This window comes from Robertmurraya sp. DFI.2.37, assembly GCF_029211245.1.
Lineage (GTDB): Bacteria > Bacillota > Bacilli > Bacillales > Cytobacillaceae > Robertmurraya > Robertmurraya methanolica_A.
In genome coordinates this window covers 1-17,371 of record NZ_JARGEJ010000005.1, presented here as the reverse complement: position 1 = coordinate 17,371, position 17,371 = coordinate 1, and the positions used below count along the sequence as shown (strand labels likewise).

The following is a 17,371-nucleotide window of genomic DNA, read 5'->3' as shown; positions in this document are numbered from 1 at the left end:
CAACCTCCGTAATAATTGACCGTTTTGTTCATATGGTCATTTCTTTAAAAAAATCAAGGATTACCTATTTGGATAATCCTTCAAAAATGTACTGCTCTAACACTTTGGCAATTTTTTCTTTTGACAGTGGCTCATGGTTCTTTTCCCAATCAAAAATAAGAGCAACGTACAGCTTCAACATAACAAAAGAAGTGAGTTCCGGATCGCATCGTTGTATTTCACCTTTATTGATGGCCTTCTCAATTTTATCTTTGATAAAATTTAAAATCGCCTTTTCAATTCGTTCTATCACTTCCATTGCAGCAGGAGTACGCATTTCTCTCCCTTCCTGAAAAAGCTTGATTGTGAGCTGATGTTCCAAACGAAACTCCAAGATGCGATAAAGAGCTCTGTGGACATTTTCTTGAAAAGTCAATGTTTCATCGATTGCCTCTTCGGCCGCTATTTTCATCTCCTTAATAAGACTGTTCGTAATCTCGTCAAAGAGTTCTTCCTTTGTACTGAAGAAAGTATAGATCGTGCCCTTGCCAACATTAGCAATTTTTGCAACTTGATCCATCGTTGTTGCTTTAAAACCAAATTGAGAAAACGAATTAGTTGCTGCATCAACAATCATTTTCCTTCTATCAACGACCATTTCATCACCTCTTTTGACCAAATGTCCAAATTAGTCAGTAAGTACAATTGCTATTTTACCCTACTCAGTTGATTTGTCAACAGAAAACATTTTAAATAAGTGAATATAGAGCAAAATACTTAACAACGAGAACGCAAAAAGAATGGTTAAAATCCAAATTGGGGCAAGCCATTCAGATAAAAATAAAGTTACTGGTGCTAGAAATCTACCAACCGTATATTGCAAACTGTCCGCTCCTATATATTTACCAATTGATTCCCGTGGTGCATAACGGCTTACAAAACTCTCCATTACCGGTGAGCGGACTATTTCCCCAAATGTAAAAACGATCGTCATTAAAAATAAATACCAAATATTTGTACTTCCCCCTAATGCAAGCATCCCTATTCCTGATAAAAAGGAAGAGAGAATAAACACATCTCTTTCATCACGATTTTTCAGCCATTTTGTAACAGGCAGAACAAATAAAACAAACAGGAGACCGTTCAAACCAAGCATCCAACCAAAAATTTCTTCACTCGTCAAAATAAGGGACCATTCATTCCAAGCGATAAATACTTGTGTGGGGACATGATTTATTATATAGATCGGCAGATAGAGATCCAACTGCATGATTGTCACAACTGCAAAAACACCTGCCAAAATGTATATGGTGAATATTTTATCACGAAGAATCTCCCGATAATCGCTCCACTGTGCCTTCAATATGTAGCGAAGTCTTGATTTCTTCTGAATATCAAGTTTTGTTTCCTTTACAATAAAATAAATGACTAGCGTATAAATACCCAATACAGCTGAGCATGTCCATAAAAGCTCATGACGATAATGAAAGAATAATATCGCACCAAGAGCTGGTCCAAGAACAGCCCCAATATTTTTGGCGGTTGTAAAAGTGGCAAAGACTTGACGTCGCTCCGCTTCAGGAACTAAATCCGCTACCATTGCTGCACTTGGTGGGCGATAAATCGCACCACCCATACTAATACCAATAAAAGCAAAATAATCAAGCCATGGAGACATAGAAAGAGCAAATAGGATAAACATCAATGCTTGAATAAATGAACCCATTAGCATCACACGTCTTCTCCCTATACTATCAGCAAGACTCCCTCCCACGAGACTTCCAAACAAGCTGATAAGCGGAGGAATTGTCATTAGCATTCCTGCGGTAGAATTTCCTAATTCCGTACTAAAATAGAGTGCTATGAAAGGGAAATACATCCAAAAAAGAAGGTTAAAAATCGCCTCTCCAAACAATCGCACCTTTAAGTTTAAATCCCACTGAAACACTTTCATAAGATTCACCTTCCTTTTTTACGTTCCTGGCCAGGTTCCTCCAATATAAAAGAATTTTCAGATAAAATATAGACTGTTATTTAAAAATTTGTTATACTAATAATATGAAAATCGAGGACACCCGATTTTTAATTTAAGTGCAGCAAAAAACGAACATTTGCTCTTATTTAAAAAGACCAAATCCTTTACAGCGGATTTGGTCTTTTTGTTTTCGAAAAGAATAAATACTTCTTCGATGAGCCCCATCAATAGCAGGCTTTATAAAATGTCAATGTTGATTGATTGCAATTCCATGAATGAGGAGAAAACAAAATTTGTTTGTGCAACAATATCGTTTTAACGAAGCCTAATTTAAAAACTGCAACACTTTTTCGACTGCGGCTTCTCCTTGATCAATGCAGTCTGGAAGACCTAAGCCTTCAAATGAAGCACCGGCAATAAAGACTCCTGGTAGCTGCTGCTTCACCTGTTCAGTCACTTTCGCAAGCCGCTCTTTATGTCCAACAGTATATTGAGGCATGGCGTTCTTCCATCTCGATACAACAACAAGTTCAGGCTCCATTGTAATGTCCATCGTTTTATTCATATCTTCAAGAACAATTTTGACAATCTCATCATCAGACAGCTCTACTATCGTTTCATCACCTGCACGACCAACAAAGCAGCGCAACAATACTTTGTCATTAGGGCAAGAATGCGGCCATTTTTTATGTCCCCAAGTACAGGCAGTAATCGTATAATCGCTATTTCTGGAAACGACGAAGCCAGTACCATCAATATCGTTGGCAATTGCTTCCTTTGGAAAAGCTAATGCGACATTGGCAACAGATGTGGACGGAACCTTTTTAAATTCATTGAAAAATGAATAGTCAGCAAATATTGTCGGTAATACTTGATGCGGTACGGTTGAGACTATGCTATCCGCTAACAACAGCTCACCGCTGTTCAAGCTTATTTCATAACCAGTTTGGGTTTTCTTTACTTTTTCCACTCTTTGCCCTTTTAAAACCGTTCCTGGCTCCAATCTCTCTTCAATCGCATCAACAAAGCTTTGCAATCCAGCTTTAGGAGTTAAGAACATTCCTTTTTTACTGCCTTTTGACTGAGGGCTTTTCTTGGGAGCTGGTGTCGCCTTTTTCATCCCTAGGACAAGGCTTCGATACTTCTGTTCTACCTCATAAAACTGTGGAAATGTGGACATCAAACTCATTTGATCAATATCACCAGCATAAATCCCTGACAATAATGGCTCAATTAAGTTTTCCACCACTTCATCTCCTAGCCTTCGTCTAAAAAAATGTCCGAGCGATTGATCTTGTGCAGGATCAGATTTAGGCATAACAAAATCGGCCGCTGCCCGCATTTTTCCTGTTAGAGAAAATAATCCAGTTGTAATAAATGGTCCGATTTGCGTTGGAATCCCCATAATGGAACCGCCTGGCATTGGATGGAGCCGTTCTTTCACTAATACATATGATTTTCCTGCAGTATTGCTTACGAGTGTATCCCCAATTCCTACTTCCTCTGCAAGCCTTGAAGCACTTTTCTTTCGAGCTAAAAATGAATCTGGACCCCTTTCAATCACAAATCCATCTTTCACGACCGTTTGAATCTTCCCACCTAATCGATGTGATGCTTCAACTAAAATAACCTCTAGTGGTAAGTTTTTCTCCCGTGCTTCTTTCTGTAAATAGAAAGCAGTTGTGAGTCCCGTAATACCTCCCCCAAGTATTACAACCCTTTTCTTTTTCTCTGACACAGTAAATCGCCTTCTTTTCATTTGATAGATTACTCAGTTTGCTGTATCAATGACACATAAAAAGTTCTTTTACCAATCATCGTTGACTGTTTTTATTGTTAAATAGTGTTTGTTGCTGAGCTCACCCCCAATGCAAAACCGTAACTTTAAAAAGTTGGAAGATTGTGCTGACATGATGCGACACGAGGAAATTACGCTCATTTCACCATGTCAGAGCAAAATCATTTGCAAAGGAAAACGCTCCTTTAATTAATTAACTTAAGCACTGCTGAAGCCATTGCGTCAATAAATAATGGATCAGTATTTGGCATTTCTGGGCGATAGTAGCTTACTCCAAGCTCGTCTGTAATCACCTTACATTCGTAGTCATTATCGTACAAGACTTCTAAATGCTCAGCTACAAACCCAACTGGTGTATACACAAATGCCTTGAAGTGATGTTCTTCGTATAATTCCCTCGTTAAATCCTGAACATCAGGTCCGAGCCATGGCTCTGGAGTATTTCCAGCACTTTGCCAACCTACATAATAATTTTTTACACCAGCCCCTTCAGCAATTAAATCTGCTGTTTCCTGAAGCTGTTTCGGATATGGATCACCAAGTTGCAGAATTTTTTCTGGTAAGCTGTGTGCGGAAACGATTAAAGCGGCATTATTTCGTTCATCTTCAGTCATGCTGTTAAACGCTTGCTTCACCTTATCGATCCAAAATTGTATGAATTTTGGCTCCTTATACCAGCTTTCCACTGATCGAATTGTTAGTCCACCTAGTTTCTCTGCCTCTTCCTTGGCACGTCCATTATAGGATTTAATGCTGAAAGTTGAAAAGTGGGGGGCCAAAACAATACTTAATGCCTCTGTTATTCCATCCTCATGCATTTGCTTCACAGCATCCTCAATGAAAGGCTCGATATGCTTTAAACCGATGTAGAGCTTAAACTCTAGCTCATCTTGAATTTCATTTAAGTGTTTTTGAAGAGCTGCTGCCTGATCATTTGTTGTCTGTGCTAATGGAGATAATCCTCCAATCGCTTCATAACGTCCTTTTAAATCTTCCAACATTTCATCTGATGGCCTTCGCCCATGACGAATATGCGTATAGTAGCGCTCAATATCTTCTTCTTTGTATGGAGTTCCGTATGCCATTACTAGCAGACCCATTTGTTTTTTTGTCATTTTTATCTGTTCACCTCATGTTTACGTCTCTAAGCCATTATCTTGCCAAAAACTATACTGATATATCAACTTATATGCCTATCTTATTTGTGTAGCTTGCTAGCTGAATACTCATGTATAAAAGTCGTTAGCTTCTTTAATGTTTCTGGATTCACTTGCGGGAATACTCCATGTCCAAGATTAAAGATAAACCCATGCTGCTTCATTCCTTGATCCAAAATTGCCTTTGCTCTTTCCTCAATCACTTCCCAAGGTGCAAGAAGGATTGCTGGATCTAAATTTCCTTGTACTGTTTTCGTAATTCCCTTCCTACGAGCCTCTTCAATCGGTAAACGCCAATCCAATCCAACAACATCTAACGGTAAATCATGCCATTCAAGGGCAAGATGACTTGCTCCAACACCGAACATAATAAGCGGAACATTCTCTGAGCGAAGCTCTGAAAAAATGCGAGTCATGATAGGCTTGATAAAGGTACGGTAATCTGCCACATTTAATGCTCCAACCCAAGAGTCAAAAATTTGAATCGCTTTTGCTCCTGCCTTTATCTGTGATTTTACGTATGTAATCGTCGCACTGCCAAGTTTGTCCATTAAAGCAAACCATGCATCCGGCTGAGAATACATAAAGGCTTTCGTTTTATTATAATTTTTCGAAGGTCCCCCTTCGATCATATAGCTTGCTAATGTAAATGGTGCACCGGCAAAGCCAATTAACGGAACGGAAAGTTGCTCCTCCGTCAAAAGTTTAATCGTATCTAATACATAGGGAACATCTGCTTCAGGATTAATTTCTCCAAGCTGCTCCACATCCGCGAAAGTACGAATCGGATTTGCGATAACTGGGCCAACCCCTGACTTGATTTCAACCTCTACCCCAAGCGCAGGTAGCGGCGTCATAATATCCTTATATAAAATAGCAGCATCCACATCATATTGCTCAACGGGAAGCCTTGTTACATAGGCACAAAGCTCTGGTTGATGTGTGATTTCAAAAAGTGAATATTTTTCCTTGATTGCCCTATATTCAGGCTGTGAACGACCTGCTTGCCTCATATACCATACTGGCACATAGTCTGTCTTTTCTCCCCTTGCTGCTTTCAAAAATGTTTCATTTATTTCTTTGACCATGAAATGAAGTCCACCTTTCAAAACTATCTATTCTAAAATAAGAGAATAGACTATTTTATACTCATTCTAATATAGCGTTTTCTACTACAGTTGTATACATTAGTGATTGAACTGTCAAAAAATAGACGTTTTTATCGTTATAGCATTTCAAATTGGTTGCGATATGACTCATAATAAAAGCCTTTCTCTGCCATTAACTCCTGATGCGAGCCTCTTTCTATAATCTCTCCATTCTGTATCACCAATATGACATCGGCATTCTCAATTGTTTTAAGTCGATGAGCAATGACAAAGCTTGTCCTACCTTTCATTAAATTTGCTAAACCAGTTTGAATTTCAATCTCTGTCTTCGTGTCAATACTGGAAGTTGCTTCATCTAAAATTAAAATACTAGCATCTGCTAAAATCGCCCGGGCAATCGCGATCAACTGTTTTTGACCTTGACTCAAATTTGTGCCACCTGAGGATAGAACGGTTTCATAGCGATTCGGTAAATGTTTAATAAATTGGTGGGCAGAAGCAGTTTTCGCAGCAAGAATAACTTCTTCATCACTCGCCTGTAAATTTCCGTAGCGAATATTTTCCATTATCGTACCTGAAAATAAAAACGTTTCCTGTAAGACAAGACCGATATTTTTACGAACATCCTTCAAGCGGTAGTCTTTAATATCTCGTCCGTCAATCATCACACTTCCAGCATCTGCATCATAAAAGCGTGCTAGAAGGTTTATAATTGTTGTTTTTCCTGAACCCGTTGGACCGACAATAGCGATTGTTTGTCCTGCCTTGGCATGAATGGAAATATCTTTGAGAATTAATTGTTTTTTTAAATATCCGAAATAAACATGTGAAAACTGGACATCGCCACGAAAGCTTCGAACTGGAATCGCAGCTTCATTTTCTTTTATTTCAGGAACTTCATCCAAAATTTCAAATGCCCTCTCGGCGCCAGCAATTGCTGCTTGGAATGTATTGAACAGACTTGAGATTTGATTAATCGGACGGAAAAACTGCCGGGAATATGTTACAAACGCAGCAATAATTCCAACCGTGGCCAAATTATTTAAAGTTAAGAGAGCACCAGATGCGATGATAAAAACAAGTCCAAGATTGTTAATAAAGTTATTGACCGGACCTAAAAAACCAGATACCATTTCAGCCTTTGCGGAGGACTGTCTGAGTCGTTCATTAACACTAGCAAACTTTTTAAAAACATTATCTTCTTTTCCGAAAAGCTGAATGACCTCAAGTCCTGTAATCGACTCTTCGACAATTCCATTAAGCTCCCCTAAATCTCGCTGTCTCTTAATAAAATTACTACTGCTATATTTAATCATTTTTTTGGTTGAAAAAAACATCACCGGAATGACACAAAGAGTAATCAATGCCATCATCCAATTGAGAGAAACCATCGCGATGATAACACCTACTACCGTTAATAGGGTTGACATTATTTGAATAACGCTCTGACTTAAAGCATTATTCAATTGGTCGATATCGTTGGTGACTCTACTCATAAGCTCCCCTTGACTTCTCTTATCAAAAAATCTTAAAGACAAACTTTGCAATTGTTCAAAAAGCTCCTGTCTTAGCTTTCGGATTGTTTTCAGGGAGATGTTGATCATGAAGTAGGATTGAAGCCACGTAAATATCGAAAAAACAAGGTAAATAATCGCAAGAATGCTTACCATTTTGATTGTTCCGGCAATATTTTTGGCAATAATATATTGATCAATAATGATTCCGATCATATATGGGCCAACTAATCCTAATAAGGTTGTGGCAATAACAAGAACAATAACCAAGAAAAGAAAAAGCTTCTCATTCTTCATGTACTGCCAAATTCTCTTTAAAGTCCCTTTACTATCCTTTGCCTTTTCAACTGGCCCTCTCATTTTTCCTCTTGTTCCTGTCTGACCTCTAGGGGAATAACTAGTGGCTTGCTGTTTCATGGAAGCCTTCCCCCCTTCCACCCTGTGTATAATAAATTTCTTGATAAACGGAATTTTCTTTCAGCAATTCATGATGTGTTCCGTTACCGACTATTTTTCCATCCTCAAGAACTAAAATTCGGTCAGTGCTCATAATAGAGGATATTTTCGAGGAGATTATAAATGTTGTCGCTGTCATAAAGTTTGTATTCAACGCATGCAAAATCTTTTTCTCTGATAATGCGTCGACCGCTGAAGTCGAATCATCCAAAATTAAAATCGATGGTTTTCGAACTAAAGCCCTCGCTATTGATAATCTCTGTCTTTGACCACCGGAAAGATTATTCCCTCCTTGTGTTAACGGCTGCTCATAACGCTGCTCAAGCTTCTCTATAAATTCTGAAGCATTGGCTGACTTTGATGCGTTAACAATTTCTTTAAGATCAGCATCCTCTTTACCGTACTGTAAATTTTCCAATATTGTTCCAGAAAAAAGGGTTGCTTTTTGCGGGATAAACCCAATTGCTTTTCGCAACTGCTCAAGGGGATAATCTTTTATACTCTTCCCATCAATGAAAATGTCTCCTGAATCAACGTCATATAGGCGAGGTAATAATTTCACTAGAGTTGACTTACCACTGCCGATCGCTCCAATAATCCCAACTTTTTCGCCAGCTTCTACCTGAAAGGAAATGTTTCGAAGGACATATTCACCATTTTTACTGTAGCTAAATTTGACATTCCGAAATTCAATAGCTCCATTAATGGTTGAAGGAGCATTCTTTTCGCAATTAGAGATCTCCAACTCTACATCAAGTACATCTTTAATTCGTTCTGCTGAAGGTACCGCTCTCGAAATAGACATCAGGACATGGCTACTGCCTATTAGCGCATTCAAAGTAATCGTCAAATAGTTGATAAAAGCAAGGATTACCCCTACATTGCTCGTTCCTTCATCAATCTTAATGGCACCTAGCCAAAGAGCAGCAACAATTCCAATATTAATAAGGAACAGCATAACCGGCATAAGCCCCATCATCATTTGACTAGCTGACAAATTCAATTTCGTCAGTTCATCATTAATACGAGAAAAGCTCTTTTTCTCATAATTCAGTCTGCCGAATGCTTTGATTACGTGAATTCCCGCAAGATTCTCCTGCAACTTCGTATTTATTTTATCAACAGCTTCCTGAACTTTACGAAAAAGTGTCCCAGCCCGCTTCATAAAATACCAATTAACAAGTGCCAGTATTGGGATTAATACAAGTAAAATCGGAAAAAACTCTCTTGCTGAAACATAAACGATAACAACACTTCCAATAAATAAGAGAGGACTTCTTACAAGAATTCTTAATGTCATCATCGTCGCTGCTTGAACAGACGTCACGTCATTCGTCGCAATGGTGATCAGCTTTCCAGTGCCAAAACGATCTTTATCCCTAGCAGAAAACTGTTCCATCTTCTTAAAAAGTTCTTGACGAATATCTGTGGCAAAATTGACAGCGGCTTTTGTACTGTAAATGGAACAGCCAAGCCCGCCAATTAAACCAATTACCGCTACAATCAGCATAAGCAAACTCATTTTGAACACATAAGAATGATTCTGTTCAGCGATTCCATTATCGATAATATGCTGCATGATCATTGGTTGTAATAGATCCATCGCCACCTCGATACACATAAAAAGGGGACCAATGACGGCAAAGAAAAGATATGGTTTTAAGTATTTTAATAGATTAAAAAAAGCTTGCATTTGACTAGCCTCATTTACGACGTAGTAGATTATACAACGGATATATTATAAGCTTCATTTATTTGAAAAACAATTTAGGACATTGAATGCATCTGATGGGATCATGCTTCAATGTCCTAATTTTCCTAGTGCTTATTTATTTTTTTATCACTCCATTACGATTAGCATAAACTGCGGCTTGTGTACGGTCAGCAACATCCAGCTTGCTTAAAATATTACTCACATGCGTTTTCACCGTTTTTATTCCAATAAAAAGCTCGGTGCTAATTTCTTGATTATTCATCCCTTCGCCAATACACATCAGAACCTCAAGCTCTCTTTCAGTTAAATCATGATGAGGTTTTTTCTCCTGTTTCCGCAAGCGATTCATCATCCGGTTCGCAACCTTCGGCTCAATAATAGGCTCTCCTACTACTGCCTTACGGATCGCTCTTACTACCTCATCAGCAGTCGCTGTTTTTAACATATAACTAAATGCCCCCGCCTCTATTGCCGGGAAAACTTGTTCATCATCATAAAAACTAGTGATGATAATAATTTTGCAATTCGGCTCATGCTGCAATATTTCCCTTGTGGCCTCTATCCCATTGCCATCCTCCATTAATAAATCCATCAATACAACTTCAGGTCTTGTTTCAAGCACTAGCTTTATCGCTTCATTTCCACTTTTCGCTTCACCTACAACGTCAATTTCTGGCTCTGTAACTAAGTAGGAGATAATTCCTTTTCTAACCATTTCATGATCATCAACGACGGCTACTTTAATCATTTGTTATTCCCCCCTGGTAGTTGGTATGCGAATATCGATATATGTTCCTTCTCTCTCTTTAGAACGAATATTGAAAACTCCTCCTACCTCTTCACATCTTTCCCGCATCGTTTTTAAACCGTAAGAAGCAACCCTTTCAATTGTCGGATTAAAACCTTTGCCATTATCAGAGATAAACAAATAAATATAACGCTCTTCCTCGGTTAATGAGATACTGATTTTCGACGCTTCAGCATGACGTAGAACATTGGATAATGCCTCCTGAATTATGCGAAACAAATGCTCTTCTGCCGCTTTCGATATATGAACAATTTCATCAATACTCGCTTGAAATTCTATATTCGTTTTCCCTTTTAAATCTTGAATAAGCTTAATGACCCCGTCACACAGACGATCATCACTTAATTGAATCGGGCGTAAATGGAGAAGCAATGCCCTCATCTCACCTTGCGCATGTGCAGCAATTTTTGAGATTTCTACTAATTGTTCCTTCGCTTTTTCACGATCAATTTCAAATAGGCGCAATGTTGCTGAAGACATCATACTTAAAGCAAAAAGCTGCTGACTGACGACATCGTGAAGATCACGGGCCAGTCTTTGCCTTTCCTCCATCACCACTGCAGCATGTGCCGATTGCGCTAAAGAGGTTTTCGTATCAGCCAATCTTTGCAGCGAATGCTTTTGTTCCTCGAAAAACTCAGCCAGTTGATTTAATTCCTCTGAAATCATTCCGATTTCATCATTTTCATTTACTTCAAGACGTCCGGGTAAATTACCACTTCTCAAAGAGGAAACATACAGGAGGAGATCCGTTAACCTCCCCTTTAAAAGAGAGCTTGAACGATAGCCAAAATATGCGCCCACAAATAAAAACACAATGAAAGCAATCATCGAAAACCAAAAGGTATTCTCAATCGTTAGCTTTACTGAACGATTAACCAATAATAACTGAAAGCCAATAAATAGAATTAATGTACTGATAAAGGCCATCATCAAATAGTTTTGTAAAAACCAATATCGGATGCTGTTTAATTTTTTCAAAATTTTCGCTCCTATACCTTATCGATTCGAATTGAACCTATTTTAACGTTAATGGTTATTTTTAATTTTCTCGTCGCTTCATCATAACCTTGAGTCTTATAAAAGACGTTTCTATTCAATGTATCTCCCTTTATATCAAAAATTCGCACATCTCCTATTTTGGAATTAGCGGTAATATTTACCGGAATATTTTCAGGAATAATCATTTTTATATCCGCGATACTCCCATTGATTATTATTGGAGTTTCTCTCTCCGGAATAAAGGCCTTACTTAAATCCAAAAAATAATCACCAATTGAATTGTTTAGCATCATCGGTTCCAGCGCCCAATTGCTATCTTTATAACTGACTTCACCAATCAAGCCACTAACTATCTTTTTCTCATGCTGATCGCTGCCACTGAACTCAGTTTCCTTTGAAGAAAAATCAATATCAATCTGCAATTTACTTTTTTTAAATAAGAGTGATAAAGCCATTAAAATAAGCAATATCGGCCATAGCTTCCAAACATCTGCAAATTTAAAAACAATGACTTCAAATCTGTCCAAAATTAATAGAAAGGAAAATAACAATAACAATAGGCTGAAAGTGTATTTTTTTCTTTCCTTCCTCAATAAATTGCTAATAAACAAGATCAATCCAATCACAAAAAGGAAAAAGGGATAAAAAACGACAAATAGTTCTTTCATTTCCAAAGAAATGACACCTATATTTATTAGCAGGAGAACAATTCCTAAAGCTAGCAAAAATAATGCAAATAAAGTTTGATTAATGGATTTCTGCTTCACAAAATTCCCCTTTCTTTCTAGTTCCATAGAGAGTAATTTATTCTGTCCGTGAATAAATAATCTCACTTGTTTATTAGTTTACTATTTTTTTCAAAAATAGAAACAATCAATTGATGGTTTTTTCTCCGTCTCGAGACGGAGGAACTTTTCACATTGTCCACCTTTTCGCACTCATTTTCTTTTCCAACATATTCTGTAAACACGTACAGGGCAAATACCCTTTTAACCTAACTTAGGAGGAATGAAAATGGGCGTTGAGTTAACAGCGCTACATTGGCTTTACGTCTTGGTCATATTTATCATCATTGGCTTTATGATCATGCGACGTGATACAACTTTCATTTGTATTGTCGGTATCTTTCTTATCGCAATAACCGCAACCGGTTCTTTAAGCGCCTCTGTAAGCAGTATTTTTACAAGTTTCATTTATGCAATTACAGAGCTTCTATCCACTATTCTTGTTATTTCCATTATTGTCGCAATGAGTAAGACCTTAACCTCAACAGGAATTAATGACGTAATGATCTCACCTTTTGCTAAATTAATCCGAACCCCGGCACTAGCTTATTGGACAATCGGGATTTTAATGATGATAATTTCTTGGTTTTTTTGGCCCTCTCCGGCAGTTGCCCTTTTAGGTGCCGTACTTCTCCCAGTAGCTTTAAGAGTGGGACTTCCCGCTTTAGGTGTAGCTATGGCTATGAATTTATTTGGTCACGGGATCGCCTTATCAGGTGACTTTATCATTCAAGCTGCGCCAAAGCTAACAGCAGATGCAGCTGGGTTGCCTGTTAATGAAGTCATTCAAGCGAGTATCCCACTAGTCGTGGTCATGGGACTGACAACCACTATCGCTGCCTTTCTTTTCTTAAAAAGGGATATGGAGCGTGGCAAATTAAGGATCGACAAGAACACTATATTTTCAAACCCGGACCCTCAAAATAATAAAGAAAACTTACTAACCATTACTCAAAAACGCTTTTTCGCCATTTTGGTACCGCTGCTATTTCTTTTAGACGTCTTAGCCATGGTTATGCTTGATCTGACTGGTGGGGATGCAACAGCTCTCGTTGGTGGAACTGCAATATTGATTCTGTTACTCATAACACTCGTCAGCCATAAAAATAAGGGGTTAGAAAAAACAACAGTATTTTTAATTGAAGGATTTCAATTTGGCTTTAAAGTCTTTGTCCCTGTTATTCCTATTGCTGCTTTTTTCTACTTAGGCGACGCGGGTTTTTACAGCATCGTTGGGGAATATTTGCCAAACCATTCACAAGGAATTGTGAATGATTTAGGAATAGCGCTGGCAGCCGTTGTTCCTTTGAGTAAAGAGGTTGGAGCCATTACATTAACGATTGTTGGTGCCATTACCGGCTTAGATGGCTCCGGCTTTTCAGGAATATCACTGGCTGGTTCAATCGCCACTCTTTTTGCCCATTCGATCGGTGCTGGCGCTGCAACCTTAACTGCTCTTGGGCAAATTGCCGCAATCTGGGTTGGCGGAGGTACTCTTATACCTTGGGCATTAATTCCCGCCGCTGCAATCTGTAATGTTGATCCATTTGAACTAGCTAGAAGAAACCTATTACCTGTAACAATCGGTCTTTTCGTGACAACGATTGTTGCCATGTTTTTAATTTAAAACGAAATGTCGGGGCCTTAGTTTTTTAGGACCCGATTTCTTTACATAGGGTAAAGCTTTTCAAGGCTCATAACTGCTCCATTCCCTTGACAAGATGGATAATACAAATCACTGTACGTATCATTGATGTTTTAGTACACTGATGGTGGTTACAGCAGTATGTTATGAACGTATAAGGAAAAGATATGAATGCGATTAATAAGGCGATGGAGGAATTTATAATGACAAAATATACTGGTTTTATTGGTACTTATACAAAAGGGGATAGTAAAGGAATTTATTCATTTACCTTGGATACAGCTCTGGAAAAAATCACAGATGTACGCCTAGCAGCTGAGTTGGAAAATCCAACTTATTTAACTGTAAGTAATGATAATCAGTATGTATACTCAGTTGTAAAAGATGGAGCTGCTGGTGGAGTTGCAGCCTTCTCTCTTGAACAACATACAGGCGATCTCACCCACTTAAATCGAGTATTAGCAGATGGTGCACCTCCATGTCACGTGAGTGTAGGTAAGAAAAATAAAAACATCTTTTCTGCTAATTATCACAAAGGAACGATCGATTCCTACTTAGTCAATGACGACGGAACAATTCTTCCTGCCTCGTCAATTGTGAAGCACCATGGTTCAGGACCAGACCCTCGTCAGGAAAAACCACACACCCATTATTCTGCTTTTACTCCAGATGAAAAATATGTAATTGCAGTGGAACTGGGAAGCGATAAAATTTATACATATGAAGTTTCAAACGGAGTCTTACAAGAGAAAAATCAACTATCTGTAAAAGCTGGAAGTGGCCCTCGCCACATTGTCTTTCATCCGAATCAAAAATATGCCTATGTGATGACAGAATTTAGCTCGGAAGTTATTTGCCTGAGCTATAATGAAAAAGATGGCAGTTTTACCGAGGTTCAATATATTTCAACACTGCCAGAAAACTTTAGTGATAATAACCAAGGAAGCGCTATTCATATTTCTTCCGATGGACAATTTGTTTATGCCGGCAATCGTGGCCATAATAGCATCGCAATTTTCAAAGTCGACGAAACGAAGAACACGCTCACTTTTGTCGAGCACATTGCTACAGAAGGAAACTGGCCAAGGGATTTTGCCATTGATCCATCAGAGAAATTTATCGTTGCTTCAAATCAGGAATCCAGCAATCTAGTGCTGTTCACTAGAAATCCAAACACGGGTAAGCTAACGCTACTACAATCCGATATTAAAGTACCACATCCTGTTTGTGTGAAGTTTTTACACGTATGATCGTAGAGCAAGTGATGAAGATTTATTTTTTCATCACTTGCCTTTTTTGATCTATATTCAATTGGTGATCAGCTTTTAAGTTAGCTTTTCTAGTGGGGCTGAAGACTTAGCTTTTTGCCACTCATTTTTAGTTTTATTTGAAACATCAAAAATATTGCCCTCACTCCATTTGCGTAAATTAGTCATTCTCTGGTTATTTCATAAAAAGAATGAACTATTTGTGATGGAGGTGTGTAAGATCATGGCTTCAGCGAGACATAAAATCTTCAATATAGTTATCCCTGTTATTCCATGGATATCGTTATTGTATTTTGGCAAACGTGATTTTAAGCGTTATGCGTTTTCAGGAATAACGATTACTATTTTTGAAACGCTAAATCATTGGTATGGACATCATAAAAAATGGTGGAGGTTTTATGATAAACCTCGGAAATTTTACAGGGATGAACTCCCCTTCGATCTTGGTATTTACATACCTTTGTCCACGTGGTTCTTAAAATTATCTCGAGGCAGTTTTGCAAAGTTTGTTCTCTTTAATGCCATTGCAAATGGTATATTTGCCTTTTTCATTATGGACCTCTTAAAAAAATTTAAAATTGTCAACCTAAAACGATTAAATCGTATACAATTCTTTCACTACTTACACTTTAAAGTGTATATCCTGTATGTAATCCAACACCTGTCTGAAAAATGGCGAATTTCAAAAGGGAGTTAAACATCACTTTCTTTTTTTCGTGTCTCAAAATAAATCATACGCCTTCTTTGCAAACTTCTGTTATAATTATCAAAAAAGACTAAATTTTTTTATAATAAGGAGTGTTGAGTATGCTCGAAAAGTTATATTCAAAGCTAGAAGGCTATTACGATGAAATGGTTTCAATCAGACGCTATTTACATCAGAATCCAGAACTATCTTTTCAAGAAGTTAATACAGCCAATTACATTAAAAGTTTTTATGAAAATTTAGGAATAGAAGTAAGGGGAAATGTTGGCGGTAATGGCGTTGTTGCCAAAATACACGGTGGCAAACCAGGACAAACGATCGCCCTTCGTGCAGATTTCGATGCCCTTCCAATACAAGAAGAAAATGATGTACCGTATAAATCGCTTAATCCCGGAGTCATGCACGCCTGTGGTCACGATGGACATACAGCTACATTACTAGTTCTTGCTAAAGTACTGCATGAGCTAAAAGATGAATTAGAAGGTACATATGTAATGATTCATCAACATGCGGAGGAGTATGCACCAGGTGGAGCCATTTCCATGATTAAAGACGGTTGCTTAGAGGGAGTTGATGTCATTTTTGGAACCCATCTTTGGGCGAGTGAACCGACAGGAAAAATCCAATACCGCACCGGTCCGATTATGGCTGCTGCAGACCGCTTTGAGATCGATATTCAAGGACAAGGTGGTCATGGGGCACAACCGCACAGAACGAAAGATTCAGTAGTCATTGCTTCTCAACTCGTTCTTAATTTACAGCAAATTGTTAGTCGAAGAGTGAATCCAATTGATTCTGCCGTTATTTCTGTTGGCTCCTTTGTCGCTGAGAATGCCTTCAATGTAATCGCTGATAAAGCGAAGCTTGTTGGAACCGTAAGGACATTTAATGAGGAGGTTCGCTCCTTTATCGAACATGAAATTGAACGTATTGTAAAAGGAACATGCCTTGCTGCTAACTGCGACTATTCCTATGAATATGACAGAGGCTATCCTGCTGTCGTCAATCATGCGGAGGAAACGGATTTCCTTGTAGATTGTGTTAAAAACGTTCCTTCTGTCCAAGCGGTGGAAGAAGCCGAACTACAAATGGGCGGAGAAGATTTCGCCTACTATTTACAGCATGTGAAAGGGACGTTCTTTTTTACAGGAGCGAAACCAGAAGGGGTAACTGTTGCTTATCCACATCATCATCCAAAATTTGATATTGATGAAAAAGCACTATTAGTAGCCGCAAAAGCACTGGGAGCTGCTGCTCTCACATATAAACAAGTGAAAGAAGAAGTTTCATTATAATAAAATCGAAGAAGAGGCCAAAGAGGCCTCTTCTCAGACTGTAGACAAACTCGATGAAAATCGAGTTTTCCTACAGTCTTTTTTGTTTTAGAATAAAGGTAGAAACAATACTTGGAGTGATGAAGATGCTTTCGAAACATAATTCCATTCAACGTGATCA

At 38.2% G+C, this 17,371-nt stretch carries 14 protein-coding genes; 4 read left to right on the top strand and 10 right to left on the bottom strand.

The window, feature by feature from the left end:
* Positions 1 to 64: 64 nt before the first annotated feature.
* The 10 genes from PZE06_RS04065 to liaF all read right to left on the bottom strand — a co-directional run bounded on the left by PZE06_RS04065 (position 65) and on the right by liaF (position 12,279).
* Positions 65 to 637 carry a TetR/AcrR family transcriptional regulator gene (locus PZE06_RS04065; RefSeq protein WP_150914670.1) on the bottom strand — a complete coding sequence of 191 codons (573 nt, stop codon included), beginning with the start codon at positions 635 to 637 and terminating at the stop codon, positions 65 to 67.
* A 60-nt stretch (positions 638 to 697) separates the two neighbouring features.
* Positions 698 to 1,933, bottom strand: coding sequence for an MDR family MFS transporter (locus tag PZE06_RS04060; RefSeq protein WP_191963155.1), 1,236 nt, complete (start codon positions 1,931 to 1,933; stop codon positions 698 to 700).
* Positions 1,934 to 2,279: 346 nt separating this feature from the next.
* Positions 2,280 to 3,692 (bottom strand): protoporphyrinogen oxidase, encoded by a 1,413-nt coding sequence (gene hemY, locus PZE06_RS04055; RefSeq protein WP_150914672.1) that lies wholly within the window; start codon positions 3,690 to 3,692, stop codon positions 2,280 to 2,282.
* Between the two features lie 245 nt (positions 3,693 to 3,937).
* Entirely contained in the window at positions 3,938 to 4,867 is a 930-nt protein-coding gene (hemH, locus tag PZE06_RS04050; RefSeq protein WP_150914673.1) for a ferrochelatase, read from the bottom strand.
* Positions 4,868 to 4,950: 83 nt separating this feature from the next.
* Positions 4,951 to 5,997 carry a uroporphyrinogen decarboxylase gene (hemE, locus tag PZE06_RS04045; RefSeq protein WP_150914674.1) on the bottom strand — a complete coding sequence of 349 codons (1,047 nt, stop codon included), beginning with the start codon at positions 5,995 to 5,997 and terminating at the stop codon, positions 4,951 to 4,953.
* Between the two features lie 137 nt (positions 5,998 to 6,134).
* Positions 6,135 to 7,949 carry an ABC transporter ATP-binding protein gene (locus tag PZE06_RS04040; protein WP_150914675.1) on the bottom strand — a complete coding sequence of 605 codons (1,815 nt, stop codon included), beginning with the start codon at positions 7,947 to 7,949 and terminating at the stop codon, positions 6,135 to 6,137.
* Positions 7,930 to 9,681 carry an ABC transporter ATP-binding protein gene (locus tag PZE06_RS04035; protein WP_150914676.1) on the bottom strand — a complete coding sequence of 584 codons (1,752 nt, stop codon included), beginning with the start codon at positions 9,679 to 9,681 and terminating at the stop codon, positions 7,930 to 7,932. Before PZE06_RS04035 ends, PZE06_RS04040 begins: the two co-directional genes overlap by 20 nt.
* Positions 9,682 to 9,817: 136 nt before the next feature.
* Positions 9,818 to 10,450 (bottom strand): response regulator, encoded by a 633-nt coding sequence (locus PZE06_RS04030; RefSeq protein ID WP_150914677.1) that lies wholly within the window; start codon positions 10,448 to 10,450, stop codon positions 9,818 to 9,820.
* Between the two features lie 3 nt (positions 10,451 to 10,453).
* Positions 10,454 to 11,491 (bottom strand): sensor histidine kinase, encoded by a 1,038-nt coding sequence (locus PZE06_RS04025; RefSeq protein WP_150914678.1) that lies wholly within the window; start codon positions 11,489 to 11,491, stop codon positions 10,454 to 10,456.
* Positions 11,492 to 11,502: 11 nt separating this feature from the next.
* Positions 11,503 to 12,279 (bottom strand): cell wall-active antibiotics response protein LiaF, encoded by a 777-nt coding sequence (gene liaF / locus PZE06_RS04020; RefSeq protein WP_150914679.1) that lies wholly within the window; start codon positions 12,277 to 12,279, stop codon positions 11,503 to 11,505.
* A 247-nt stretch (positions 12,280 to 12,526) separates the two neighbouring features.
* On the opposite strand from liaF, the gene PZE06_RS04015 reads away from it, so the two are divergent.
* The 4 genes from PZE06_RS04015 to PZE06_RS04000 all read left to right on the top strand — a co-directional run bounded on the left by PZE06_RS04015 (position 12,527) and on the right by PZE06_RS04000 (position 17,211).
* Positions 12,527 to 13,924: a hypothetical protein gene (locus PZE06_RS04015; protein ID WP_275791630.1), complete on the top strand. Its 1,398-nt coding sequence runs from the start codon at positions 12,527 to 12,529 to the stop codon at positions 13,922 to 13,924.
* Positions 13,925 to 14,145: 221 nt separating this feature from the next.
* A complete protein-coding gene (locus PZE06_RS04010; RefSeq protein WP_151026077.1) occupies positions 14,146 to 15,192 on the top strand; it encodes a lactonase family protein in 1,047 nt (348 codons plus the stop codon).
* Between the two features lie 241 nt (positions 15,193 to 15,433).
* Positions 15,434 to 15,907: a hypothetical protein gene (locus PZE06_RS04005; protein WP_151026081.1), complete on the top strand. Its 474-nt coding sequence runs from the start codon at positions 15,434 to 15,436 to the stop codon at positions 15,905 to 15,907.
* Positions 15,908 to 16,017: 110 nt separating this feature from the next.
* Positions 16,018 to 17,211, top strand: a complete 1,194-nt coding sequence (locus PZE06_RS04000; RefSeq protein WP_151026078.1) for a M20 family metallopeptidase — start codon at positions 16,018 to 16,020, stop codon at positions 17,209 to 17,211.
* The last annotated feature ends 160 nt before the right edge of the window (positions 17,212 to 17,371 follow it).